The organism is Streptomyces corchorusii (assembly GCF_001514055.1).
Lineage (GTDB): Bacteria > Actinomycetota > Actinomycetes > Streptomycetales > Streptomycetaceae > Streptomyces > Streptomyces olivaceoviridis.
On sequence record NZ_KQ948357.1, the window covers coordinates 1 to 22,113 of the forward strand.

24 protein-coding genes are annotated in these 22,113 nt (G+C 72.6%); 12 read left to right on the forward strand and 12 right to left on the reverse strand.

From position 1 onward, the window contains the following. The 4 genes from AQJ11_RS18485 to AQJ11_RS18495 form a co-directional block, all read right to left on the reverse strand. A partial coding sequence (locus AQJ11_RS18485) for a ribonucleoside-diphosphate reductase subunit alpha (protein ID WP_059263796.1) occupies positions 1-1,963 on the reverse strand: 1,963 nt, incomplete at its 3' end. A gap of 424 nt (positions 1,964-2,387) precedes the next feature. Then, the gene (locus AQJ11_RS46035; RefSeq protein WP_079082350.1) at positions 2,388-2,573 is read right to left on the reverse strand and encodes a hypothetical protein; all 186 of its coding nucleotides are present in this window, start codon (positions 2,571-2,573) and stop codon (positions 2,388-2,390) included. Positions 2,574-2,667: 94 nt separating this feature from the next. Beyond that, on the reverse strand, positions 2,668-3,045 hold the full coding sequence (locus AQJ11_RS18490) for a VOC family protein (RefSeq protein WP_015493234.1): 378 nt from the start codon (positions 3,043-3,045) through the stop codon (positions 2,668-2,670). A 138-nt stretch (positions 3,046-3,183) separates the two neighbouring features. Next, entirely contained in the window at positions 3,184-3,729 is a 546-nt protein-coding gene (locus tag AQJ11_RS18495; protein ID WP_014672380.1) for a DoxX family protein, read from the reverse strand. A gap of 129 nt (positions 3,730-3,858) precedes the next feature. On the opposite strand from AQJ11_RS18495, the gene AQJ11_RS18500 reads away from it, so the two are divergent. The 3 genes from AQJ11_RS18500 to AQJ11_RS18510 all read left to right on the forward strand — a co-directional run bounded on the left by AQJ11_RS18500 (position 3,859) and on the right by AQJ11_RS18510 (position 6,580). Continuing rightward, entirely contained in the window at positions 3,859-4,185 is a 327-nt protein-coding gene (locus AQJ11_RS18500) for a nuclear transport factor 2 family protein (RefSeq protein WP_058080329.1), read from the forward strand. Positions 4,186-4,273: 88 nt separating this feature from the next. Beyond that, complete coding sequence (locus AQJ11_RS18505) at positions 4,274-5,254, forward strand: aldo/keto reductase (protein ID WP_208616558.1); 981 nt, start codon at positions 4,274-4,276, stop codon at positions 5,252-5,254. Positions 5,255-5,356: 102 nt separating this feature from the next. Then, the gene (locus AQJ11_RS18510; protein ID WP_059263798.1) at positions 5,357-6,580 is read left to right on the forward strand and encodes a D-alanyl-D-alanine carboxypeptidase family protein; all 1,224 of its coding nucleotides are present in this window, start codon (positions 5,357-5,359) and stop codon (positions 6,578-6,580) included. A 315-nt stretch (positions 6,581-6,895) separates the two neighbouring features. On the opposite strand, the gene AQJ11_RS18515 is transcribed toward AQJ11_RS18510, so the two are convergent. Beyond that, positions 6,896-7,654 (reverse strand): SDR family oxidoreductase, encoded by a 759-nt coding sequence (locus tag AQJ11_RS18515; RefSeq protein WP_041665135.1) that lies wholly within the window; start codon positions 7,652-7,654, stop codon positions 6,896-6,898. 56 nt (positions 7,655-7,710) lie between these two features. Beyond that, complete coding sequence (locus AQJ11_RS18520; RefSeq protein WP_208616559.1) at positions 7,711-8,742, reverse strand: Gfo/Idh/MocA family protein; 1,032 nt, start codon at positions 8,740-8,742, stop codon at positions 7,711-7,713. Positions 8,743-8,869: 127 nt separating this feature from the next. On the opposite strand from AQJ11_RS18520, the gene AQJ11_RS18525 reads away from it, so the two are divergent. The 5 genes from AQJ11_RS18525 (at position 8,870) to AQJ11_RS18545 (ending at position 13,859) form a co-directional block, all read left to right on the forward strand. Beyond that, positions 8,870-10,183 carry a multidrug effflux MFS transporter gene (locus AQJ11_RS18525; RefSeq protein ID WP_058080325.1) on the forward strand — a complete coding sequence of 438 codons (1,314 nt, stop codon included), beginning with the start codon at positions 8,870-8,872 and terminating at the stop codon, positions 10,181-10,183. Next, the gene (locus AQJ11_RS18530) at positions 10,123-11,304 is read left to right on the forward strand and encodes a serine hydrolase domain-containing protein (RefSeq protein ID WP_208616560.1); all 1,182 of its coding nucleotides are present in this window, start codon (positions 10,123-10,125) and stop codon (positions 11,302-11,304) included. The genes AQJ11_RS18525 and AQJ11_RS18530 overlap by 61 nt, the downstream gene beginning before the upstream one ends. 51 nt (positions 11,305-11,355) lie before the next feature. Continuing rightward, entirely contained in the window at positions 11,356-12,333 is a 978-nt protein-coding gene (locus AQJ11_RS18535; protein ID WP_059263799.1) for a small ribosomal subunit Rsm22 family protein, read from the forward strand. 43 nt (positions 12,334-12,376) lie between these two features. After that, positions 12,377-12,991 (forward strand): TetR/AcrR family transcriptional regulator, encoded by a 615-nt coding sequence (locus AQJ11_RS18540; RefSeq protein WP_058080323.1) that lies wholly within the window; start codon positions 12,377-12,379, stop codon positions 12,989-12,991. Positions 12,992-13,118: 127 nt separating this feature from the next. Continuing rightward, positions 13,119-13,859, forward strand: coding sequence for a bifunctional DNA primase/polymerase (locus AQJ11_RS18545; protein ID WP_058080322.1), 741 nt, complete (start codon positions 13,119-13,121; stop codon positions 13,857-13,859). Positions 13,860-13,890: 31 nt separating this feature from the next. Here the strand turns inward: AQJ11_RS18545 and AQJ11_RS18550 are convergent, their stop codons facing one another. Genes AQJ11_RS18550 through efeO form a run of 4 tightly spaced genes read right to left on the reverse strand, consistent with a single transcriptional unit; the run spans position 13,891 to position 18,128 of the window. Beyond that, on the reverse strand, positions 13,891-14,883 hold the full coding sequence (locus AQJ11_RS18550; protein WP_079082351.1) for an SCO2278 family lipoprotein: 993 nt from the start codon (positions 14,881-14,883) through the stop codon (positions 13,891-13,893). Beyond that, the gene (gene efeU / locus AQJ11_RS18555) at positions 14,843-15,715 is read right to left on the reverse strand and encodes an iron uptake transporter permease EfeU (protein WP_014672368.1); all 873 of its coding nucleotides are present in this window, start codon (positions 15,713-15,715) and stop codon (positions 14,843-14,845) included. Before efeU ends, AQJ11_RS18550 begins: the two co-directional genes overlap by 41 nt. A gap of 3 nt (positions 15,716-15,718) precedes the next feature. Next, the gene (gene efeB, locus AQJ11_RS18560) at positions 15,719-16,975 is read right to left on the reverse strand and encodes an iron uptake transporter deferrochelatase/peroxidase subunit (protein WP_014672367.1); all 1,257 of its coding nucleotides are present in this window, start codon (positions 16,973-16,975) and stop codon (positions 15,719-15,721) included. Between the two features lie 16 nt (positions 16,976-16,991). Further along, positions 16,992-18,128 (reverse strand): iron uptake system protein EfeO, encoded by a 1,137-nt coding sequence (gene efeO / locus AQJ11_RS18565; RefSeq protein WP_014672366.1) that lies wholly within the window; start codon positions 18,126-18,128, stop codon positions 16,992-16,994. A 273-nt stretch (positions 18,129-18,401) separates the two neighbouring features. Between efeO and AQJ11_RS18570 the strand changes: the two genes are divergently transcribed. From AQJ11_RS18570 to AQJ11_RS18580, 3 genes are all read left to right on the forward strand, one after another. Beyond that, positions 18,402-18,635 carry a hypothetical protein gene (locus AQJ11_RS18570; RefSeq protein WP_059263801.1) on the forward strand — a complete coding sequence of 78 codons (234 nt, stop codon included), beginning with the start codon at positions 18,402-18,404 and terminating at the stop codon, positions 18,633-18,635. Then, positions 18,628-19,272: a PhzF family phenazine biosynthesis protein gene (locus AQJ11_RS18575; protein WP_059263802.1), complete on the forward strand. Its 645-nt coding sequence runs from the start codon at positions 18,628-18,630 to the stop codon at positions 19,270-19,272. Before AQJ11_RS18570 ends, AQJ11_RS18575 begins: the two co-directional genes overlap by 8 nt. Before the next feature lie 126 nt (positions 19,273-19,398). Next, positions 19,399-19,596 (forward strand): hypothetical protein, encoded by a 198-nt coding sequence (locus tag AQJ11_RS18580; RefSeq protein WP_014672362.1) that lies wholly within the window; start codon positions 19,399-19,401, stop codon positions 19,594-19,596. A 48-nt stretch (positions 19,597-19,644) separates the two neighbouring features. On the opposite strand, the gene map is transcribed toward AQJ11_RS18580, so the two are convergent. Beyond that, complete coding sequence (map, locus tag AQJ11_RS18585) at positions 19,645-20,502, reverse strand: type I methionyl aminopeptidase (protein WP_014672361.1); 858 nt, start codon at positions 20,500-20,502, stop codon at positions 19,645-19,647. Positions 20,503-20,560: 58 nt separating this feature from the next. Here map and AQJ11_RS18590 point away from each other — a divergent pair, with 58 nt between their 5' ends. Continuing rightward, positions 20,561-20,794, forward strand: a complete 234-nt coding sequence (locus AQJ11_RS18590; RefSeq protein WP_014672360.1) for a hypothetical protein — start codon at positions 20,561-20,563, stop codon at positions 20,792-20,794. Here AQJ11_RS18590 and AQJ11_RS18595 read toward each other — a convergent pair whose 3' ends face one another. Then, entirely contained in the window at positions 20,795-22,063 is a 1,269-nt protein-coding gene (locus AQJ11_RS18595) for an MFS transporter (protein ID WP_079082352.1), read from the reverse strand. Between the last annotated feature and the right edge of the window lie 50 nt (positions 22,064-22,113).

Consider the following 22,113-nt stretch of genomic DNA (forward strand, 5'->3'; position numbering starts at 1 on the left):
CTTGTACGAGGTAGGAGTTGACCTGGAGGAACTCGCCCGAGAGGGTCTCGCGTTTGAACAGGTTGGAGACCTGGGGCTCGATGCACTCGTACACCCCCGCGATCGACGCGATGGTCGAGGTCGGGGCGATGGCCAGCATGAGGGCGTTGCGCATGCCCACCGCGGCGACACGTTCCCTCAGCGCCGCCCAGCGTTCGGGCCAGGTGAACTGGACGTCGTAGTGGTCGGGGTGGAGGACGCCGCGGGCGGCGCGGGTCTGCTCCCAGGCGGGCAGGGGGCCGTTGCGCTCGGCGAGGTCGGCGGAGGTCTCGTAGGCGGCGAGCATGATCCGCTCGGCGATCCGGGTGGAGAGCTGCTTGGCTTCCGCCGAGTCGAAGGGCAGACGGAGCTTGAAGAAGACGTCCTGTAGGCCCATCGCGCCCAGGCCGACCGGACGCCATTTGGCGTTGGAGCGGCCTGCCTGCTCGGTGGGGTAGAAGTTGATGTCGACCACGCGGTCCAGGAAGGTCACGGCGGTGCGGACCGTCTGGTCCAGCCGCTCCCAGTCGATGTCCCCGCTCACCGCGTCCACGAACGCGCCAAGGTTGACCGAGCCGAGGTTGCAGACGGCGGTTTCGCCGTCGTTGGTGACCTCCAGGATCTCGGTGCACAGGTTGGAGGAGTGGACGACGTTGCCGGGTTCGGCGGTCTGGTTGGCGGTACGGTTGGCGGCGTCCTTGAAGGTCATCCAGCCGTTGCCGGTCTGGGCCAAGGTGCGCATCATCCGCCCGTACAGCTCGCGGGCCGCGATGGTCTTCTTCGCCAGGCCCGCCGCTTCGGCCTTGCGGTAGGCGGCGTCGAAGTCCTCGCCCCACAGGTCGACCAGCTCGGGCACGTCGGCGGGGGAGAACAGCGACCACTGCTCGTCGGCGTTGACCCGGCGCATGAACTCGTCCGGGATCCAGTGCGCGAGGTTGAGGTTGTGGGTGCGGCGGGCGTCCTCACCGGTGTTGTCCCGCAGCTCCAGGAACTCCTCGATGTCGGAGTGCCAGGTCTCCAGGTAGACCGCTGCCGCGCCCTTGCGCCGGCCGCCCTGGTTCACCGCCGCCACGGAGGCGTCCAGCGTCTTCAGGAACGGCACGATCCCGTTGGAGTGCCCGTTCGTCCCCCGGATGAAGGTGCCGCGGGAGCGGATGCGGGAGTAGGACAGGCCGATGCCGCCGGCGTGCTTGGAGAGGCGGGCGACCTGGTGGTAGCGGTCGTAGATGGAGTCCAACTCGTCCAGCGGGGAGTCCAGCAGGTAGCACGCGGACATCTGCGGGTGCGGGGTGCCGGAGTTGAAGAGCGTGGGGGAGGACGGCAGGTAGTCCAGGCGGCTCATCAGGCCGTACAGCGCCGCGACCTCCTCGACGGAACGGCTCGTGTCGTCCTCCGCCAGACCGCTCGCCACCCGCAGCAGGAAGTGCTGGGGCGTCTCGATCACCTTGCGGGTGACCGGGTGGCGCAGCAGGTAGCGGCTGTAGAGGGTGCGCAGGCCGAAGTAGCCGAAGCGGTCGTCGGCGCCCTCCGCCACGGCGGACTCGACCAGAGCGTCGAGCCGTTCGGCGTGGGTGCGGACGAACTCCGCCGTGCCGTCGGCGATCAGGCCCTCGCGCCGGCCGAGCGCGATCGACTCGGTGAAGGTCGACACGCCCTGCGCGGCGACCTCACGGCGGATGCTGATCGTCAGCAGCCGGGCGGCCAGCTTCGAGTAGGCGGGGTCCTCGGAGATGAGCCCGGCGGCGGCCTCCGTGGCCAGCTCCCGCAGCTCCGCCTCGTCGGCCCGAGCGGACCGGCCGCGCAGCGCGGCGGCGGCGACCCGACCCGGGTCGGCGTCGGGCAGGTCGGCGGTCAGCTCGGTCAGCGTCCGCAGCAGCGCGGGCTCCAGGTCCTGCTGCAAGTGCTCCTCGGTGCGCGAGGCCGGAAAGCTCGGAGCGATGGTCACGTGGTGCTCCCTCGTTGGGTGGAGGACGGGGCCCGGGACACAGGGGTGGCAAGGCAGGGAAAGGCAGACGCCAGTGCCTGAGGGGCCCGCTGTGCCGTGGGCGTCTCAGGTGTCGCCGAAATCAGGTGGGAGCATACATCTTGTGTCTCGCGTCGCAACGGACCCCAGATGTAGTGTCCCGGGGTGTGTTAGCTGTTCGGACAGCGAGCGAAAACGGGGGTCTGCGCCCAGGCGCGACAAGGGCTCCGCGGGCTCTCCCGCGACGCCCGTGGAGGGTGCGCGGCCGGGCCGTGGCCGGACGGGAGACGGGCTGTGCCGCACGGGGCGGAAGTGGCAGGAGGTCAAAGATGGCTGAAAGTCATCAGTGCGTTCGCCGCCCTCGGGCAGGCCCCTTCAAGCGGGGGAGACCCCTGGGAATGTCGTGTCAGGTCGGCACGGCGCAGCCGCGCAGGGCGAGAGGGGTCGGCTCGGTCAACCCGGCGACCGCGTCCGGGAGTTCGCCGAGCCGGTTGTTGCGCAGGTCCAGGTGGCACAGCCGACGCGGCCCGCCGACGCTCGGCGGCCGTGCCGCACGACCGAACGGCAGGCCGCAACAACGAACGACAGGCAACGAACGACAGGCCGCAACAGCGAACGACAGGCCGCTGTGCCGAACAACAGGCCGTTCGCCAGAACAACAGGCCGCTCAGCCGAACAACAGGCCGTCAGCCGTTCGCCCGCTCCGCTGCGCTGCGTTCCACGCAGAACTCATTGCCTTCGGGGTCGTGCAGCGTCACCCACCCCGTTCCGTCGGGCCTTCGGTGGTCGCTCTCCAGCGTGGCACCGAGCGAGAGCAGCCGCTCGACCTCTTCGTCCCGGGTGAGGTCCTGAGGCTGGAGATCCACGTGCACGCGGTTCTTCACGCTCTTGCGGTCATCGACCCGGACGAACAGCAAGGTGGCCGTGGCGGATGTGACCACGGCTTCCGGATCTCCCGGAAAGTCGTCCTCGGCGAGAGAGCCGTTCAGAACCTCGGCCCAGAAACGCGCAAGGTTGTAGGGATCGGCAGAGTCGATGGTGACATGGCGGATCAAGGAGGTCATGGCCCCGACCCGACCATGAATGCCTCCTGCCGTCCAGAGGCAGCCGGCCCCGGCGCCGGTCGCCAGGCCCTGGGCATGGCCGGAGAGGCAGGGCCCGCCTCGGGCACCACCCGGCCGCCCCACAGGACGACCGTCGGCTCACTCCTCGAACAGCGTCTCCTGTTCGCCCTCCGCCTGCTGCCGTACCCGGCGGTTGCGGGCGCCCACCATCACGGCCGTCGCCGCGGCGGTCACGCCGAGGGCGACCGGGACCATCCAGCCGCGGTCGAGGACGTGGCCGAGGGCGTGGTCGAGGGAGAGGCGGCCCGGACCGGCGATGGCGAGACCGGCCGCGGCCAGGCCGAGGGTCGCCGCGTACTCGTAACCGCCCTCCTGCGCGAAGAAGCCGTGGGGCATGTGCACCGCCGCCGCCCCCGCCATGCCGCCGGCCGCCGCCGCGCCCGCCGCCGGGGTCGCGAGGCCCAGGGCCAGCAGGGTGCCGCCGCCCGCCTCCGCCAGCCCCGACGCCGTCGCGCTCAGCTTGCCGGGCGCGTAGCCGATGGACTCCATGTACTGGCCGGTGCCCTCCAGCCCGTGCCCGCCGAACCAGCCGAACAGCTTCTGCGCGCCGTGCGCCGCCAGTACTCCGCCGGTGCTCAGCCGAAGCAGCAGCAGGCCCAGATCACGTCGGTTGTAACAGGTCACGGTGACTCCCCAGCAGACAGGCGGACACGTCCCCTCCCGCGTTCCCACCCTCGCACCGCCGACGCGGCCCGGCCCGTCCTGGCTGCCGTTCGGGTGGCGGGCCCGCCGGCGCGGTGTGAGTCTGACGCCATGACGATTCAACCGGCCAAGCTCAGCGACCCCGCGGTCCGGGCCTTCGTCCACGCCGTCAACGCCCACGACCGCGAGGGCTTCATGGCCCTGCTCACGCCCGGGGCGACCATGGCCGACGACGGCTCCGACCGGGACCTCGCCGACTGGATCGACCGGGAGATCTTCTCCTCCCACGGCCACATGGAGGTCGACAACGAGTCCGCCGGCGGCCGGACCCTGCTCGCCCGCTACCGCAACGACACCTGGGGCGAGATGCGCACCCGGTGGAGCTTCACCGTCGAGGACGACGGGCGGATCTCGCGCTTCGAGACCGGGCAGGCGTGAGAAGACCCGGGCTTGCGGAGACGCGCGAACGTGACAACACCCCCGTGGGCTTGTGTTCGCCTGCGCTCCAACCCCTACCGTCCCGCCCATGACGACACGAACGCTGGGACGCAGTGGCATCGAGGTGAGCGCGCTCGGTTTCGGGTGCTGGGCCATCGGGGGTGAGCACCAGACCGCCGACGGGCAGCCCGTCGGCTGGGGGAAGGTGGACGACGACGAGTCCGTACGGGCCGTCCGCCGGGCGCTGGACCTCGGCGTCACCTTCTTCGACACCGCCGACTCCTACGGCACCGGGCACAGCGAGGAGATCCTCGGCAAGGCCCTCGGCAAGCGGCGGGACGACGTCGTCCTCGCCACCAAGTGGGGCAACGTCTTCGACGCGGACACCCGCACCCTCACCGGCACCGACGCCACCCCGGAGTACGCCCGCCGGGCCCTCACCGCCTCCCTGCGCCGCCTCGGCACCGACCGCGTCGACCTCTACCAGCTCCACATCTCCGACGCCGACCCGGCGCGGGCCGCCGAACTGCGCGACGCCTGCGAGGAGTTCGTCGGCGAAGGGCTCGTCCGCGCCTACGGCTGGAGCACCGACGACCCCGCGCGGGCCGCCGTCTTCGCCGAGGGCCCGCACTGCACGGCCGTACAGCACGCCCTCAACGTCCTCCAGGACGCACCCGAACTCGTGGCCTTGTGCGAGCGGTTGGAGCTGGCGAGCGTCAACCGCAGCCCGCTCGCCATGGGACTGCTCGCCGGGCGGCGCGGCGGGCCGCTGGAGGCCGGGGACATCCGGAGCCGGCCGCCGGCCTGGCTCCCGGGGTACGCGGACGACGGCTCCGGCGCCGATCCCGAGTGGCTGGCCCGGATCGACGCGGTCCGCTCCCTCCTCACCAGCGAGGGCCGCAGCCTCGCCCAGGGCGCCCTCGCCTGGCTGTGGGCCCGCAGCCCGCGCACCGTGCCCATCCCCGGTTTCCGGACAGTCGCCCAGGCCGAGGAGAACGCCGGGGCGCTCGCGAAGGGGCCCCTCACCGCGGCGCAGTCGGCGGAGATCGACCGTCTGCTCGGCAGGTGAGCGGCAGGAGGGGTGCAAGAGAGGTGTAAGGGCCGGGGAACGGGGGTACTTCATCGGATTTTCATAACGCGGCAAATTCCGTGCCGTCTCGGCCACCAGTTCGTGAAGTCCCTGCTCGACGCGGTGTACGGTCCCCGGGTGCGTGAATGTTCCCGGCTCAGCCGGCGTGCCGTCCTCGGACTGACGGCCGCCGCCCTTCCCCTGTCCACGGCCACCTCCGCCGCCGCGGCGACCGTCGTCGGCGGCGAGCGGCTGGCCCGCGCCGGCGTCCAGGTGCGCGGCGCCACCGGGCTGCCCAAGAAGCTCACCGCCCGCTCCTGGCTGGTCGCCGACTGCGAGAGCGGGGAGGTGCTCGCCTCCTTCGGCGCGCACCGGCGGCTCGCGCCCGCGTCCACGCTGAAGATGCTGTTCGCCGCCACCGTGCTGAAGAAGTTCGAGCGCACCGAGCGGTACCGGGTCACCGACGCCGATCTCGCCGACATCCCGGCCGGCTCCAGCCTCGTCGGCATCAAGCCCGGCCTCACCTACACCGTCGAGCAGTTGTGGCAGGGCGTGTTCCTGCGCTCGGGGAACGACGCCGTGCACGTGCTGTCCCACATGAACGGCGGCGTCGCGAAGACCGTCGCCGAGATGCAGGCCAAGGCCGCGGACCTCCAGGCCCTGGACACCCATGTGGTCAGCCCGGACGGCTTCGACCACAAGGGGCAGCTCTCCTCGGCGTACGACCTCACGCTCTTCGCCCGGCACGGCCTGAAGGACCCCGACTTCCGCGCCTACTGCGGCACGCGGACCGCCGACTTCCCGGCGGGCGGGAAGAAGACCTTCCAGATCCAGAACACCGACCGCCTGCTGACCGGGGCGTGGGGCCTGAAGACCTACGACGGCCTGATCGGTGTCAAGAACGGCTACACCAGCCATGCCGGTAACACCTTCACCGGCGCGGCCACCCGGGGCGGGCGCACCCTGCTGGTCACCGTGATGCATCCCGACGCGGGCGGCAACGCCGTCTACGAGCACACCGCCGCGCTCCTCGACTGGGGCTTCACCCACGGGCGTTCGGCCCAGCCGGTGGGCCTGCTGGTCGAACCGCTCAGCGAGGGCGGGGCGAGCGCGACCCCGGTGCCCGCGCCGAAGACGGTGCAGGCGGCGGCCGGCGCTCCCGGCTCGGCGTCCGGCGGCGGCTCGGCGTGGCGGATCGCGGAGGGCGCCGCCGGGGCGCTCGCGGTGCTGGGAGCGGGAGCCTGGACCCTGCGCAGGCGCCGGGCACGGACGGCGGGGGCACCGGCGGCCGACGGAGCGGAGACGGGGGGCGGGCACCGGCGCTGACCGGGGTGCCGGCGCGGACGGTCACACGCACCCGCGCTGAGCGGTCGTACCGCCTGCCCTGCCACCGATCCCGTCGTACGGCGTGTGTGGCGGCGGTCGTTCCAGCGGCCGGTGTGTACCCCGCGGCCCGCCGCGAGGTCCACCCCCAACTCCCGTCCGATGGAACGGCCGCCGCCTCCCCCCTCGCAGTGGCCGCGGAACCTCTGTGCCCCAACTGTGAAGCTCTGGTGGAGAAAAGTTGAGCACATGTCACCGATGGACCGCAATAGCACGGATGTTCAAATTCCGTTTGCGGGGGCGGGCGAAGGGCGCGCCTCAGCCCCGCCCGATGTACGGCATCGCCGTCGCCAGTACCGTCGCGAACTGCACGTTCGCCTCCAGCGGCAGCTCCGCCATGTGCCGTACCGTGCGCGCCACATCGGCCACGTCCATCACCGGTTCCGGGACCACCTCCCCGTTCGCCTGGAGCGCGCCCGTCTCCATCCGGGCCGTCATGTCCGTCGCCGCGTTGCCGATGTCGATCTGCCCGACCGCGATGCGGTACGGCCGCCCGTCCAGGGAGAGCGACTTGGTCAGGCCGGTCAGCGCGTGCTTGGTCGCGGTGTAGGCGACCGACCGCGGGCGGGGCGTGTGGGCCGAGACGGAGCCGTTGTTGATGATCCGGCCGCCCTGCGGGTCCTGCTCCTTCATCCGCCGGTAGGCCGCCTGGGCGCACAGGAACGCGCCGTTGAGGTTGGTGTCCACCACGTGCCGCCAGGCGTCGTAGGGCAGTTCCTCGACCGGGACCCCGCCGGGCCCGAAGGTCCCCGCGTTGTTGAACAGCAGGTCCACCCGGCCGAACCGCTCCACGGTCGCCGTGAAGAGCGCCTCGACGTCCTCGGGCCGTGACACGTCGGTGGGGACGGCGAGCGAGGCCGCCCCCGGCGCCAGTGCCGCCGTCGCCGCCAGCGGCTCCGCGCGCCGGCCGGCCAGCGCCACCGACCAGCCCGCGCGCAGCAGTTCCACGGCGACGGCCCGGCCGATGCCGGAGCCGGCCCCGGTCACCACCGCGATGTTCGATTGCCTGTCAGTCATGGTTCCGCAGCGTAGGCGGGAAGTCCGCCATGCGGAATCCACTGTCCGCCATACGGTTACCCGGCGAGAACGGCCGTCTCGTCACCCGCCGTCTCCTCCCCGGGGTAGCGCACCCCGATCCGCTCCCGCACCGCGTCCAGCGTCCGCATCACCGCGAGCGTGCCCTCCAGCGGCACCAGCGGCGACTCCTTCTCGCCCGCCCGCAGCGCCCGCATGACCTCCGCCGCCTCGTGCCGCAGGCTGGTGCGCGGCCCGTCGGCCGGGTCGGCGGCGAACTCCTCGGGGTCACGGCCGTCCCGGTGCAGTACGAACCGGTCGGGGTTGAAGAAGCCGGACGGGATGTCGATCCGGCCGCGCGAACCGGTGACCGACGCGGTGACCGCCGTACCGCCGACGATCGAGCAGTGCAGCGAGGCCAGCGCGCCGCTCTCCCAGGACAGCACCGCGCCCGTCTGGAGATCGACGCCCTCGGGCGACAGCACCGCGCTCGCGGCGACCCCGTCCGGCTCGCCCAGCAGCAACTGCGCGAACGACACCGGGTACACGCCCAGGTCCAGCAGCGCACCGCCGCCCAGCGCCCGGTCCCGCAGCCGGTGCGCGGCCGGGAAGGGGCCGGCCAGGCCGAAGTCGGCGTGCACGGTCCGCACCTCGCCGATCGCCCCGTCCTCCACCAGCGCCTTCAGCCGCCGGACCAGCGGGTTGCAGTACATCCACATCGCCTCCATCAGGAAGCGGTCGTGCTCCCGCGCCAGCGCGACGAGTTCCTCCGCCTCGCGCAGGTTCAGCGTGAACGGCTTCTCGCACAGCACGTTCCGGCCCGCCTCCAGGCACAGCCCGGCTGCCGCCCGGTGCGCCGCGTGCGGAGTGGCGACGTACACGACGTCGACGTCCGGGTCCGCCGCCAGCGACTCCCAGTCGCCGTACGCCCGCTCCACCCCGAACCGCTCGGCGAACGCCTCCGCCGGCTCCCGCCGCCGCGAGGCCACCGCCACGATCTCCGCGCCCGGCAGATCCACCAGATCCGCCGCGAACGCCGCCGCGATCCCGCCCGTCGCCAGGATCCCCCACCGCACGCTCTCTCCCGCCATCCCCGCCCTCGCTCATCCGTTCCCCGGCAGTGTGTACGAGCTGAGAGCATAGGTGCCGGTCATGTCAGCGACACCGATGTCAGAGAACGCAGAGAACGCAGAGAACGCAGAGAACAGGGAGGGGCACATGCCGGACCACGCGGCGGCACCGACACCGCGACAGGACCAGCGGTCCGCCTCCGCCTCCGTACCGTCACCGGCCCGCGCACCGCGCCGCACCGGCCCCCTCGTCACCTTCCTCCTCGGCGGCCTCACCGCGACCACCCCGCTCGCGATGGACATGTACCTGCCGTCACTGCCGGAGGTCACCCGCTCGCTCGACGCCCCCGCCGTCACCGTCCAGCTCACCCTCACCGCCTGCATGGCCGGACTCGCCCTCGGCCAACTGGTCGTCGGCCCCCTCAGCGACCGCTGGGGCCGGCGCCGCCCGCTGCTCGCCGGACTCGTCGTCTACCTGCTCGCCACCGCCCTGTGCGCCCTCGCGCCCACCGTCGAGACGCTGATCGCCTTCCGGCTGGTCCAGGGCCTCGCCGGCGCGGCCGGAGTGGTCATCGCCCGCGCCGTCGTACGCGACCTGTACGACGGCGTCGCCATGGCCCGCTTCTTCTCCACCCTCATGCTGATCTCCGGGGCCGCCCCCATCGTCGCGCCGCTCGTCGGCGGGCAGATCCTCCGGGTGACGGACTGGCGGGGCGTCTTCGTGGTGCTCACGGTGGTCGGCGCCGCGCTCACCGCCCTCGTCTGGGTCCGGCTGCCGGAGACCCTGCCGCCGACCGAACGGCACAGCGGCGGAACCCGCGAGACCCTGCGGGCGATGCGCGGCCTCCTCGCCGACCTGCCCTTCACCGGCTACATGCTCGCCGGCGGCTTCGCCTTCGCCGCGCTGTTCGCCTACGTCAGCGCGTCCCCCTTCGTCGTCCAGGAGATCTACGGCGCCTCCCCGCAGACCTTCAGCCTGCTGTTCGGCCTCAACTCCGTCGGCCTGGTGGCCGCCGGCCAGTTCAACGGCAAGGTCCTGGTCGGGCGGGTCAGCCTGGACAAGGTGCTCGCCGGCGGCCTGGCGGTGATCGTGCTCGCCGCGACCGCCCTGCTGCTGATGGCCACGGGCGTCTTCGGCGACACCGGCCTCGTCCCCGTCGCCGCCGCCCTCTTCGTCCTGATGTCCGCGATGGGCGTCACCCTGCCCAACGCCCAGACCCTCGCCCTGCTGCGCACCAAGCACGCGGCCGGCTCCGCCTCCGCGCTGCTCGGCACCTCCTCCTTCCTCGTCGGCGCGGTCGCCTCCCCCCTCGTCGGCGTCGCCGGGGAGCACACCGCCGTCCCGATGGCCGTCGTCCAGCTGGCCGGAGCACTGGTCGCGGTGGCCTGCTTCGTGGGAATGTGCCGTCCCTGGGCGACACGGGGGACCACCCGTGCGGGGTCGGAGGGAGACGAGAGCTGAGCGCACCGAGACTGCGCGCCGGCACGGCGGAACGGGCCGGGCTCGACCCCGTCGAACTCGGGCACCTGGTCGACGAGGTGCACGCCCTCACCGCCGGTGAGCGCCCCTGGGCGTCCGGCGCCGTCGTCCTGGCCGGCCGCGGACCCGTGATCGCCGTGGCCGAGGCCGCGGGCTGGGCCGTGCGCTACGCCGCCCACGACCCCGAGAGCGGCACCGGCGTGGAACTGCCGCCGGCCGCCCGGGTCCCGGCCACCGTCGACACCCCCTTCGACCTGGCCTCCCTGACCAAGCTGTTCACGTCCGTCGCCGCCGTGCAGCAGATCGAGCGCGGCACCCTCGGCATGGACGCCCGCGTCGGCGACTACCTGCCCGACTTCCACGCCGCCGCCGCGCACGGCATCACGGTGCGGCAGCTGCTCACCCACACCTCCGGTCTGCGCCCCGAACTCCCCCTGTACGACTGCCCCGACGACGCCACCCGTCTCGACCTGCTGCGTGCCGAGGCCCCGTCCGGCGAGATGGGCCGGTACGCGTACTCGGACCTGAACATGCTCCTGCTCCAGTTCGTCCTGGAACGCGTCACCGGCCGGAGCCTCGACGTCCTCGTGCGGGACTGCGTCACCCGGCCGCTCGGCATGAACGCCACCGCGTTCGGACCCTGCCCCGGCGCCGCGGCCACCGAGGACCAGCGGCGGCCGTGGGCCAAGGCCGACCGGGGGATGCTGCGGGGCGTGGTCCACGACGAGAACGCCTGGGCGCTCGGCGGGGTCGCCGGCCACGCGGGCCTCTTCTCCACCGCGCCCGACCTGGCCGTCTTCTGCCGCGCCCTGCTCGCGGGCGGCTCCTACGGCCCCGCGCGCATCCTCGGCCCCGACTACGTGGAGCTGCTGTTCACCCCGCCCGGACTGGGCTTCTGCGTGGACCAGCCGTGGTTCATGGGCGAACTGGCGGGCCGCGGCGCGGCGGGCCACACGGGCTTCACCGGCACGGCCCTGATCCTGGACCGGGCGACGGACACGTTCCTCGTCCTCCTGGCCAACACGGTCCACCCGAAACGCCGCGCCCCGGACAGCGCCCCACGAGCGAGGCTGGCGACCCACCTGGCGAGAGCGGTCGTCTGACAACCGAGGGCGGCGGGCTCGCACCGGCGCCGGGCGCCATAGAATCGCCAGGTGAACGACCCCCTGCGCACAGCCCTGGCCGAGCTGCTCGACGGCCTGCCCCCCACGGAGGTCACCGCCGCCGTGGACCGGCTGATCGCCAACTACCGCGGCGACACCCCGACCCACGCGCCGATCCTCCGCGACCGCGCCGACGTGGCCGCGTACGCCGCCTACCGCATGCCCGCCACCTTCGAGGCCGTCCACCGCGCGCTGGAGGCGTTCGCGGCGACCGTCCCCGACTGGACCCCCGGCAGCCATGTGGACGTAGGCGGCGGCACCGGCGCCGCCACCTGGGCCGTCACCGCCACCTGGCCCGGCGAGCGCGGCGTCACCGTGCTGGACTGGGCCGAACCCGCCCTCGCCCTCGGCCGGGAGATCGCCGCCGCCAACCCGGCCCTGAAGGACGCCCGCTGGCAGCGCGCCCGGATCGGCGCCGACCTCACCCTGGACACCACCGACCTGGTCACGGTGTCGTACGTCCTCAACGAACTCGCCGAGACCGACCGCGCCGCCCTCGTCGACGCCGCCGCCGGCGCCGCGCGGACCGTCGTGATCGTCGAAGCCGGCACCCCGGCCGGCTACGCGCGCGTCATCGAGGCCCGCGACCGGCTGGTCCGGGCCGGCTTCCGCATCGCCGCCCCCTGCCCGCACAGCGCCGCCTGCCCCATCGCGCCCGGCACGGACTGGTGCCACTTCTCCGCCCGCGTCGGCCGCTCCTCCCTGCACCGCCAGGTCAAGGGCGGCTCACTGGCGTACGAGGACGAGAAGTTCTCCTACGTCGCCGCCACCCGGCTGCCCGCCGAGCCCGCCCCCGCCCGGGTGGTCCGGCGCCCGCAGCTCCGCAAGGGCCAAGTGCTGCTCGACCTGTGCGAGACCGAGGAGCGGCTGCGCCGGACGACGGTCACCAAGCGCCACGGCGACCTGTACAAGGCGGCCCGGGACGCGGACTGGGGCGACGCCTGGCCGCCGTGCGACCCCGCGTCCTGACGCGTGTCGTAGCCCGCCCCCGCCGCTTGTTACTTTCGACCCCATGGTCAGCAAGCCCGCACCCGACGCCACCCGCCGCAGCGAGAGGTCCCGCCGGGCCATCTACGCCGCCGCCCTCGCCCTGGTCGGGGAGGTCGGGTACCCGAAGACCACCGTCGAGGCCATCGCCGCCCGGGCCGGGGTCGGCAAGCAGACCATCTACCGCTGGTGGTCGTCCAAGGCGGACGTCCTGCTGGAGGCCTTCCTCGACCTCGCCGGGCAGTCGGCGCAGGCGGCGGGGCAGGCGGCGGACGCCGTCCCGGACACCGGTGACCTGGCCGCCGACCTCAAGGCGGTGCTGCGGGCCACGGTGGACGAGCTGTTCGACCCGCGCTTCGAGGTGCCGGCACGGGCGCTGGCCGCGGAGGGGGTGGTCAACGAGCAGCTCGGCCGCGAGGTCGTCGCCAAGCTGCTGGAACCGCAGCTCCAGCTGTACGTCGCCCGGTTGCGCTCGGCCCAGGACGCGGGGGCCGTACGAGCCGACGTCGACCCCCGGATCGCCCTGGAGCTGTTCGTCTCCCCGCTCGCCCAGCGCTGGCTGCAACGGAGCGGGCCGGTCTCGTACGCGTACACGGACACCCTCGTCGAGTACGCCCTGCACGGGATCGCCCCGCGCTGAACCGCCCGCCCGTCCACCGGTGACCGCCGGCCACTCTTGTGCGGCGACCCCCCGAAGCACACGAAGATGGGACGATAAGGCATGCTGTCCGCACACCAGCGAGGCGACCACCAGACCGAGGGGATAGATGAGCGCGACGTTCGGCGGCCGGGGTGGCCGGCAGGGCAAACTCTCCCAGTGGCTGCTCGGACGCCGCCCGAAGGAGGCCGCCGACGACGACAGCGGCCGTGAGACCCTGCTGCTCGCAGCCGCCGCCGCGGGCCTGCCCCTCGCCCCCGCCGCGCATCCCGCCGACGGCTACCGCTGCTCCTGCGACCGCGTGGGCTGTCCCACCCCCGCCCGGCACCCGGTGTCGTTCGCCTGGCAGACGCAGTCCACCACGGACCGCGCCCAGATCGAGCGCTGGGCCCGGCACCAGCCGACGGCGAACTTCATCACCGCCACCGGCATGGTGCACGACGTGCTGGACGTGCCCCTGGCGGCCGGCCGGGAGGCGCTGGACCGGCTGCTCGGCTCCGGCGTCGAGGTCGGCCCGGTCGCCGAGAGCGACGACGGCCGCATGCTGTTCTTCACCCTCACCCGCGGCACCCCCGAGGACGAGGACGAGTGGTGGCCCTGCGAGCTGGACTGCCACCCCGAGACGATGGACGAGCACCCCGGGCTGCGCTGGCACTGCCGGGGCTCCTACGTCCTGGTACCGCCCGCCCGGCTGCCCGGCGACGCCGACCAGCGGGTGCGCTGGGTGCGCGGCCCGGAGCATCCGCTGCCGGACCCGCTGAGCCTGCTGGAGGCGCTCACCGACGCCTGCGCCCGGCACGTGGGCTCCGAGCCCGGCCACCACGGCACGTCCTGGCCCCTGCACCACTGACGGCCCGGCGGGCCCCCGGGCCCCGCTCGCCCTACGCGCCCTGCGCGGACGTCAGCCCCTGCACCCGCCCCAGCATCCGCACCGGGCCACTGCCGGCCGGGTCGAGCACGGCCTGGTTGGCGATCGACTCCAGCGTCAGGGACTGCTTCACATCGCCCTTGATCAGGGCCCGCACGTCCTTGTTCGGGACCGGCACGGTGGCGCCCGTGTAGGCGGTCTGCTTCTCGTAGTGGTGCGTGGTGAAGAACACCAGCGCCCCGCCGTCCGCCGTGCGCAGCGCGAGCGGCGCGTAGTCGCCGTGGGTGAGCGGTTCGTCGATGAACTGCCGGACCAGGCCGGGCTTCTTGGCCTCCTTCGCGCGGTCCGCGCGCAGCCCGCTGGTGTCGCGCCCGTCCGCGAAGGCCTTCCCGCCGTTCTTCAAGTAGTCCGCGTACGTCTTGCTCAACTCGTCCGGGCGCACGGCCAGCCCGCCGGCGCCGGCCGGTACGGCCTCGGCCCAGCCGTCCTCGTCCGTCTTGAACGCCGGGACGGTGCCGGGGGCCATGAGCGTCAGATAGCTCACCTGCCAGCGCTCGCCGAGGTCGCCCCGGGTGAAGACCAGCACCCAGCGGTAGTTCCCGCCCTTGTTGCCCCGGGCGTCGGCGACGAACCAGCGGGGCCAGCCGGCCTTCTCCGGGATCGTGATCTTCACGTCCGTCAGCGTCAGCGGGGTGTGGTTCGCGTTCCCCGACGGGCTGTTGACGTGCCCGGCCCGCAGCCGGGCGGAGTCGATGTCGGAAAGGGCGCCGGTGACGTAGGGCGCGTCCAGGGAGCTGTCGTAGGCCTTGTCGGCCTTGTTGTACGCGTCCGTGAACGCGGTGACCGCCTTGGCGGCCTCGGCGCGGGTGGCCGCGGGAAGCACCACCCGCTCCCCGTGCACCACCACGCATCCGCTCGCGGTCAGCGACAAAGCGGTCAGCGAGGCCGCTATGAGTGCGTTCCGGTCACGCCTGCGAAGCCGCTGACGGCTGCGTTCCCTGGTCATCGGGCTCCTTCACCTTCCCCTTCCCGGAGGCGAACCCTACCGGGGAGAGGAACAGCGCGAGCACCGGGACCAGGTACAGCGCCCACACCGTGATCTGAAGGACCGTCGGGTCCGGCTGGAAGTTGAACACGCCCTTCAGCAGGGTGCCGTACCAGCTGTCCGGCGGGATGACACCGGAGATGTCGAAGGCCAGGTCGTTCAGGCCGGGGATCCAGTCGGCCTCCTGGAGGTCGTGGAAGCCGTACGCCAGCACGCCCGCCGCCACCACGACCAGCATCCCGCCGGTCCAGGTGAAGAACTTGGCCAGGTTGATCTTCAGGGCGCCCCGGTAGAACAGCCAGCCGAGGAGGACGGCCGTGGCGAGGCCGAGGGCGACGCCGATCAGCGGGCGCGGGGTGCCGTCGCTCGCCGCGTGCACCGACGCCCACACGAACAGCGCGGTCTCCAGGCCCTCCCGGCCGACCGCGAGGAACGCGGTGGCGACCAGCGCGCCCGTGCCGAGGGCGAGGGCGGCGTCCAGCTTGCCGTGCAGTTCCGACTTCAGGTGCCGGGCGGTGCGCCGCATCCAGAACACCATCCAGGTCACCAGGCCCACGGCGACGACCGACAGGGAGCCGCCGAGCGCCTCCTGCGCCTGGAACGTCAGCTCCTGGGAGCCGAACTCCAGGGCGCAGCCGAAGCCCATGGCGATGGCGATCGCGATGCCGATGCCGATCCAGATCGGCCTCAGGGCGTCCTTGCGGCCGGTCTTGACCAGGTAGGCGATCAGGATGCAGACGACGAGCGACGCCTCCAGACCCTCCCGCAGGCCGATCAGGTAGTTGGAGAACACGGGCTATGCCCCCTTCGAGAACAGCGTGCGGCCCCACCAGTCGCCGGAGTCCCGGACACCGGGCGGGACCGCGAAGACCGCCGAACCCACGTGCTGGATGTACTCGTTGAGCGCGTCGTGCGCGGCGAGGCGGCGCTGGAGCGGGATGAACCCCTTGCGCACGTCCCGCTGGTAGGCGAGGAAGAACAGGCCCGCGTCCAGCCGCCCGAGGCCGTCGGTGCCGTCGGTGAAGGAGTACCCCCGGCGCAGGATGGTGATCCCGTTGTTGGAGTCGGGGTGCGCGAGCCGTACGTGCGCGTCGGGCTTCATCGCCTTCAGGAACGGCTCGTCGTGCTCCTTGGCCTTGCCGACCGGGGCGCCCTCGCGCTTGTCCCGGCCGAACACGTCCTCCTGCTCCTGGAGCGAGGCGCGGTCCCAGGTCTCGATGTTCATGCGGATGCGCCGGGCGACCAGGTACGACCCGCCGGTCATCCAGTCCGGCCCGTCCTCCTCGCCGACCCACACGAACTTGTCCAGCCGGTCGGTCTCGGTGCCCGCGATGTTGCGGGTGCCGTCCTTGAAGCCCATCAGGTTGCGCGGGGTCTGCGCGTCCGGGGTGGTCGAGGAGGTCTTGCCGAAGCCGAGCTGGGACCAGCGGATGGCGACCTTGCCGAAGCCGATCCGGGCGAGGTTGCGGATGGCGTGCACGGCGACCTGGGGGTCGTCGGAGCAGGCCTGCACGCACAGGTCGCCGCCGGTGCGGGACCTGTCCAGGTTGTCGCCGGGGAACTTGGGCAGGTCGACCAGGGCCTCGGGCCGGCGGTCCGCCAGATCGAACTTGTCGAAGAGCGACGGACCGAACCCGATGGTGAGCGTCAGGCGGGACGGCTTGAGCCCGAGCGCCTCACCGGTGTCGTCCGGCGGGGCCTCGGCGAGCCCGCCGTAGGCGCCCTCGCCGACGGTCTTCCCCGCGGTCATCCGGCGGGCCGCCGCCGTCCAGTCCTTGAGCATCTGGACGAACGCTTCGCGGTCGTCGGTCTTCACGTCGAACGCGGCGAAGTGCAGCCGGTCCTGCACGGGGGTGGCGATGCCGGCCTGGTGGACGCCGTGGAACTCCACCGCGCCGCCGGTCTCGGCGGCGGCCGGGTCCATGTCGTCGCCCGTCCTGGCCATGGCCACCGCCCCGCCGGCCGCCGCGGCCCCGAGCGCGAGCCCGGCACCGCCCCACCCGATCAGCGCGCGGCGCGACGGATTGGCCCGGGTCTCCTGGGTCTCGGTCATCGCTCCTGCCCCTCGCTTACTTCACGACCGCGGCGGCGAGCTTGGACAGCGGCTCGGCGAGCGCGTTCACCGCGTCCGACAGCTCCTTGCGCTGGTCCTTGGTCACCTTGTCGTAGGAGACGAAGTCGTACGACGTCTTGTCCGTCCGGTACTTGTCGAGCAGCGCGTCCAGCGCCGCGAACTGCTTGTCGAGTTCCTTGGTGAGCGCCGGGTCGTTCTTCGAGGCGACCGGCTTCAGCAGCTCGTACGCCTTCTGCGCGCCCTCGACGTTGCCCTTGAAGTCGACCAGGTCGGTGTGGGCGTAGCGGTCCTCCTCGCCGGTGACCTTGCCGGTGGCGACCTCGTCCAGCAGCTCCTTGGCGCCGTTGGCCATGGAGGTCGGGGTGATCTCGGCCTTGCCGACCCGGCCCTGCCAGTCCTTGAGGTCCGTCAGCAGCCGGTCGGCGAGGGCCTTCTCCTCGGCGCCGATCTTCTTGTCGTGCCAGAGGGCCTTCTCCAGCCGGTGCCAGCCGGTCCACTTCTGGCCGGCCTCCAGGCCGTCCTCGCGGACGTCGACCTTCGGGTCGATGTCGCCGAAGGACTCGGCGACCGGCTCGGTGCGCTCCCAGCCGAGACGGGAGAGGCCGTAGGACTTCTTCGCGGCCTCCAGGTCGCCGTCCTTGACCGCCTTCACGAAGGTCTCGGCCTTCGGCAGCGTCTCGTCGGCCTGGTCCTGGGCGTACTGGCGGTACTCGGCGACGGCCGAGTCCAGCTTCGGGTCGCGCTTGGCGGCGCTGCCGCCGCCGGTCACGGTCAGCTTCTGCCGGACGCCGTGGCCCTTCATGCCGGGCCGGCAGGCGATCTCGTACGAGCCGGCCTTCACCTCGGCGGTGAGCGTGTACTTGGTGCCCGGACCGATGTTCTCCTTCTCGGAGACGATCCGGTCGTCCGGGAACAGGATCTCGACCTCGGTCGCCTTCGAGCCCGTGTTCTCGATCTTCAGCGTCACCTGGCCGGCCGGCACCGACGTGCTGGAGGTCTCGCACGTGGAGTCGGCGGCCGTGACCTGGATGGCGTCACCGTCCTTGGCATCGCTTTTCGCGGTGCAGGCCGAGAGGGCGGTCAGAGCCGCCGCGGTGGCGGCGGCGGTGACGGTCAGTCGGACGGCGCGCATGCAGGCTCCAAGCGGATCTGGTCTGGTGAGGCTGCCCTAACTTACATGAGGCTATCCTCACCCATACCCCTCCCTCCCGTGATTCAGCTCTCACGCGGTGGCAGGGTGGGGCATGGGGAGTGCGCGCAGGGAGCCGCCGGGACCGGACGGCCGGGTGCTGGAGGTGGGGAACCGGCCGGAGCCGCCGCCGTCGCGCTTGCGTCCGCTCTCCGCCGAGGACGCGCCCCGGGTGCGCGCCACCGCGCACACGCCCGCGACGGCACCCTGGCGCCGGTGTTGCTCTGGTGGGTCACCGCCCTCGACGGCTGGCTGCTGCTCGACGGCCACGACAGGGCCGTCGCCGCGCTCGCGGAAGGGCGCACCCCGCCGTGCGTGGTGCTCACCCGGCTCCCGGACGAGGAGGACTGGCGGCGGGAGGCCCGCACCCGGTCCTGGCCCCTGCCCGGTGGTGTCTCCGCCTGGGAGGCGCTCGCCGCCGCCGCGATGTTTCAATTCCCCGGTGACTGACTACGACGTACTCCGCGTCTTCTGCGGGCCGAACGGCGGCTACGGCAACGAACTGGGAGTCGTCCGCGACGGCTCGGTGCTGCCCGAGCGGAGCGACCGGCAGGCGCTGGCGGCCAAACTCGGCTTCAGCGAGACCGTGTTCGTGGACGACCCCGAGCGCGGAGTGATCGACATCTACACCCCCACGCTGCGCCTGCCCTTCGCGGGCCACCCCTGCGTGGGCACGGCCTGGCTGCTCGACGTGCCCGAACTGGTCACCTCCGCCGGGGTCGTCGGGACCCGCCTGGACGGCGAGTTCACCTGGATCGAGGCCCGCCCGGAGTGGGCGCCCCCGCGCACCCTGCGCCGGTACGCGAGCGCCGCCGAGGTGGACGCCCTCGACGTGCCGCCGCCGGGGGAGTGGATCTACGCGTGGGCGTGGGAGGACGAGGCGGCCGGGCGGGTCCGGGCCCGCGCCTTCCCCGGCCGCGACGACGAAATAGAGGAGGACGAGGCGACGGGCGCGGCGGCGCTGCTCCTCACCGACCTGCTGGGCCGGGCGCTGAACATCACCCAGGGCAAGGGCTCGCAGCTCCTGACCGCCCCCCAGCCGCACGGCTGGATCGAGGTCGGCGGACGCGTCCACCTGGAGCGCTGACGCCCACGCGCGTCCGGGGGATCCTTCGAGCCCCCGTTCGGGTGGATCCGTGTGTGCCCGCGAAGGCCGACAGGGGCGAACGGGGACCTCTGGGCGTGACCACTCCGCCTCCCTGAGAGGAGCACCATGCGCATCAGATCTGTCCTGGCCGCGACGGCCCTCGCCGCCGCCCTCGCCGCGTCCGGCGCCACGACGGCCAGTGCCGCCCACTACGACACCAAGACCGACGACGAGGCCGTGTGCAGCCCGTACGCCGGCACCCTCACCTCGCTGGAGAACCACCTGACGTGGTCGGGCGCCCACTGTAGCGACTACCTGCGCTGATCCGGCCCGGGTCCCCTCCCGCGCGGTGGGGGCCCGGTCGCAGCGCGCTCAGGGGAGGGTCAGGATGTCCGCGCCGGTCTCCGTCACCACCAGCGTGTGCTCGAACTGCGCGGTCCGCTTGCGGTCCTTCGTGACGACCGTCCAGCCGTCGTCCCACATGTCGTACTCGTGCGTGCCCAGCGTGAGCATCGGCTCGATCGTGAACGTCATCCCCGGCTGCATCACGGTCGTCGCGTGCGGGCTGTCGTAGTGCGGGATGATCAGCCCGGAGTGGAACGACGTGCTGATGCCGTGCCCGGTGAAGTCCCGCACCACGCCGTAGCCGAACCGCTTGGCGTACGACTCGATGACCCGGCCGATGACGTTGATCTGCCGGCCGGGCTTGACGGCCTTGATCGCCCGGTCCAGCGCCTCGCGGGTGCGCTCCACCAGCAGCCGCGACTCCTCGTCCACGTCACCGACCAGGTAGGTGGCGTTGTTGTCGCCGTGCACCCCGCCGATGTACGCCGTCACGTCCAGGTTGACGATGTCGCCGTCGTTGAGGACCGTCGAGTCGGGGATGCCGTGGCAGATGACCTCGTTGACCGAGGTGCACAGCGACTTCGGGAAACCCCGGTAGCCGAGCGTGGACGGGTAGGCGCCGTGGTCGCACATGTACTCGTGCGCGACCTTGTCCAGCAGGTCCGTGGTGACCCCCGGCGCGATGTGCTTCGCGGCCTCGGCCATCGCCCGCGCGGCGATACGGCCGGCGGTCCGCATCGCCTCGATGGTCTCGGGGGTCTGCACCTCCGGCCCGGTGTACGGCGCCGGCGCGGGCTTGCCGACGTACTCGGGGCGGCGGATGTTTCCGGGAACCGAACGGGTGGGGGACAGCTCCCCTGGTACGAGCAGCGACTGGCCAGACATGCAAGCGAGTCTAACCAGCGGACATGGGGGAACATGTCGGTGGCGAGAGGAGCTGTTCATGGCCCTGTTCAAGAAGCGCACCGTCGGCAAGCCGGGCGAGTGGTACTACTGCCTGGAACACAAGAAGGTCGAAGAGGGCCCGGACTGCCCGGGCAAGGACCGCTTCGGGCCGTACGCCTCCCCCGAGGAGGCCCGGCGCGCGATGGAGACCGCCGCCGAGCGCAACCTCCAGTGGGAGAACGACCCGCGCTGGCACGACGCGCCCGCCGGGGGCGGCACCGACGAGGACTGATCACGCCGATACGGCCGCGCGCCGCTCGCGCATCCGTACCGCGTGCTCGTTCGTGCGGGCGTCGTACGTCATCAGCCCCGGCAGGCACAGCGCCAGCAGTCCGACCGCGCCCGCGCACGCCAGACCACCGGACCAGACCGAGGCCCGCACGCCCGCCCACGCGGCCATGCCGCCCGCGCGGACCTGGCCGAGCTGCGGGCCGACCGAGTACGACAGCAGTTCGATCCCGGCGAGCCTGCCGCGCAGCTCGTCCGGGATCGTCTGGTTCCACATGGCCGCCCGGAAGATGCCGCTGACCATGTCGAAGCCGCCGCCGACGGCGAGGAACAGCAGCACCAGCCAGACGTTCCCGCAGACCCCGGCCGCCGCCACCGCCAGGCCCCACCCGGCGGCCGACAGCGCCACCAGCAGCCCGTGCCGGTGCACCCGCGAGGCCCAGCCGCTGGTCAGGCTCACCAGCAGCGCCCCCGCCGGGATCGTCGCGTACATCAGCCCGAGCGCCCACCGCGCGTGCAGGTCGTCGGCGAGGAACGGCAGCACGGCCAGCGGCATGGCCAGGAACATCGCCGCGAGGTCGACGGCGTAGGTGCCGAGGAGTTCCTTGCGGCTCCACGCGTACCGCGCGCCCTCCGCGATGGCCTTCAGGTCCGGCTTCGCGGCCTCCTCGGCGGCGGGGGAGGGGGCGATCCGCGCGATGTACGCCAACGAGACGGCGAACGTCAGCAGATCGGCCGCGTAGGCCCAGCCGAGGCCCGCGTAGGCGACGACCACGCCCGCGACCGCCGGGCCCGCGACCCCGCCGACGGTCCAGCGCAGCGAGTTCAGCGAGGCCGCCGCCGGCATGTCGGCGTGGGCGACGATCCGGGGCCACAGGGAGTCCAGGGCCGGGCGCTGCACGGAGACCAGGGCGGAGGAGAGGGCGGCGACGACGTACAGCGGCCAGGCCGCGGGGCGGGGCAGCAGGGCGTTCAGCAGCAGGGCGGCGCTGAGCAGGCCCTGGCCGGCCTCCGTCCAGACGATGAGCTTCCGCTTGTCCAGGGCGTCGGCGAGGGCGCCGCCGTAGAGGCCGCACACGATGAGCGGCAGCAGCTCCACGGCGCCGATCGCGCCGACCGCTGCCGCGGACCCCGTCAGGTCCTTGAGCTGGACCGGCAGCGCGACGAACGTCAGGAAGCTGCCGAAGTTGCTGATCAGACCGGACTTCCACAGGCGCCGGAAGTCCGCGGAGGCTTTCCAGGGGGCGAGATCGGGGAGGAGGGCTCGGCTCACTGAGGCATGCTCGACGCCCCGGCACCGCCGGGCAACTGCTTTTCGGCCCC

Coding starts and splice junctions, on each gene's coding strand:
- AQJ11_RS18550 (WP_079082351.1), bottom strand. CDS start 14,883: ATGACCAGGGAACGCAGCCGTCAGCGGCTTCGCAGGCGTGACCGGAAC.
- efeB (WP_014672367.1), bottom strand. CDS start 16,975: ATGACCGAGACCCAGGAGACCCGGGCCAATCCGTCGCGCCGCGCGCTG.
- efeO (WP_014672366.1), bottom strand. CDS start 18,128: ATGCGCGCCGTCCGACTGACCGTCACCGCCGCCGCCACCGCGGCGGCT.
- AQJ11_RS18515 (WP_041665135.1), bottom strand. CDS start 7,654: ATGACTGACAGGCAATCGAACATCGCGGTGGTGACCGGGGCCGGCTCC.
- map (WP_014672361.1), bottom strand. CDS start 20,502: ATGTCTGGCCAGTCGCTGCTCGTACCAGGGGAGCTGTCCCCCACCCGT.
- AQJ11_RS18500 (WP_058080329.1), top strand. CDS start 3,859: ATGACGATTCAACCGGCCAAGCTCAGCGACCCCGCGGTCCGGGCCTTC.
- AQJ11_RS18505 (WP_208616558.1), top strand. CDS start 4,274: ATGACGACACGAACGCTGGGACGCAGTGGCATCGAGGTGAGCGCGCTC.
- AQJ11_RS18545 (WP_058080322.1), top strand. CDS start 13,119: ATGAGCGCGACGTTCGGCGGCCGGGGTGGCCGGCAGGGCAAACTCTCC.
- AQJ11_RS18520 (WP_208616559.1), bottom strand. CDS start 8,742: ATGGCGGGAGAGAGCGTGCGGTGGGGGATCCTGGCGACGGGCGGGATC.
- AQJ11_RS18590 (WP_014672360.1), top strand. CDS start 20,561: ATGGCCCTGTTCAAGAAGCGCACCGTCGGCAAGCCGGGCGAGTGGTAC.
- AQJ11_RS18525 (WP_058080325.1), top strand. CDS start 8,870: ATGCCGGACCACGCGGCGGCACCGACACCGCGACAGGACCAGCGGTCC.
- AQJ11_RS18490 (WP_015493234.1), bottom strand. CDS start 3,045: ATGACCTCCTTGATCCGCCATGTCACCATCGACTCTGCCGATCCCTAC.
- AQJ11_RS18540 (WP_058080323.1), top strand. CDS start 12,377: ATGGTCAGCAAGCCCGCACCCGACGCCACCCGCCGCAGCGAGAGGTCC.
- AQJ11_RS18580 (WP_014672362.1), top strand. CDS start 19,399: ATGCGCATCAGATCTGTCCTGGCCGCGACGGCCCTCGCCGCCGCCCTC.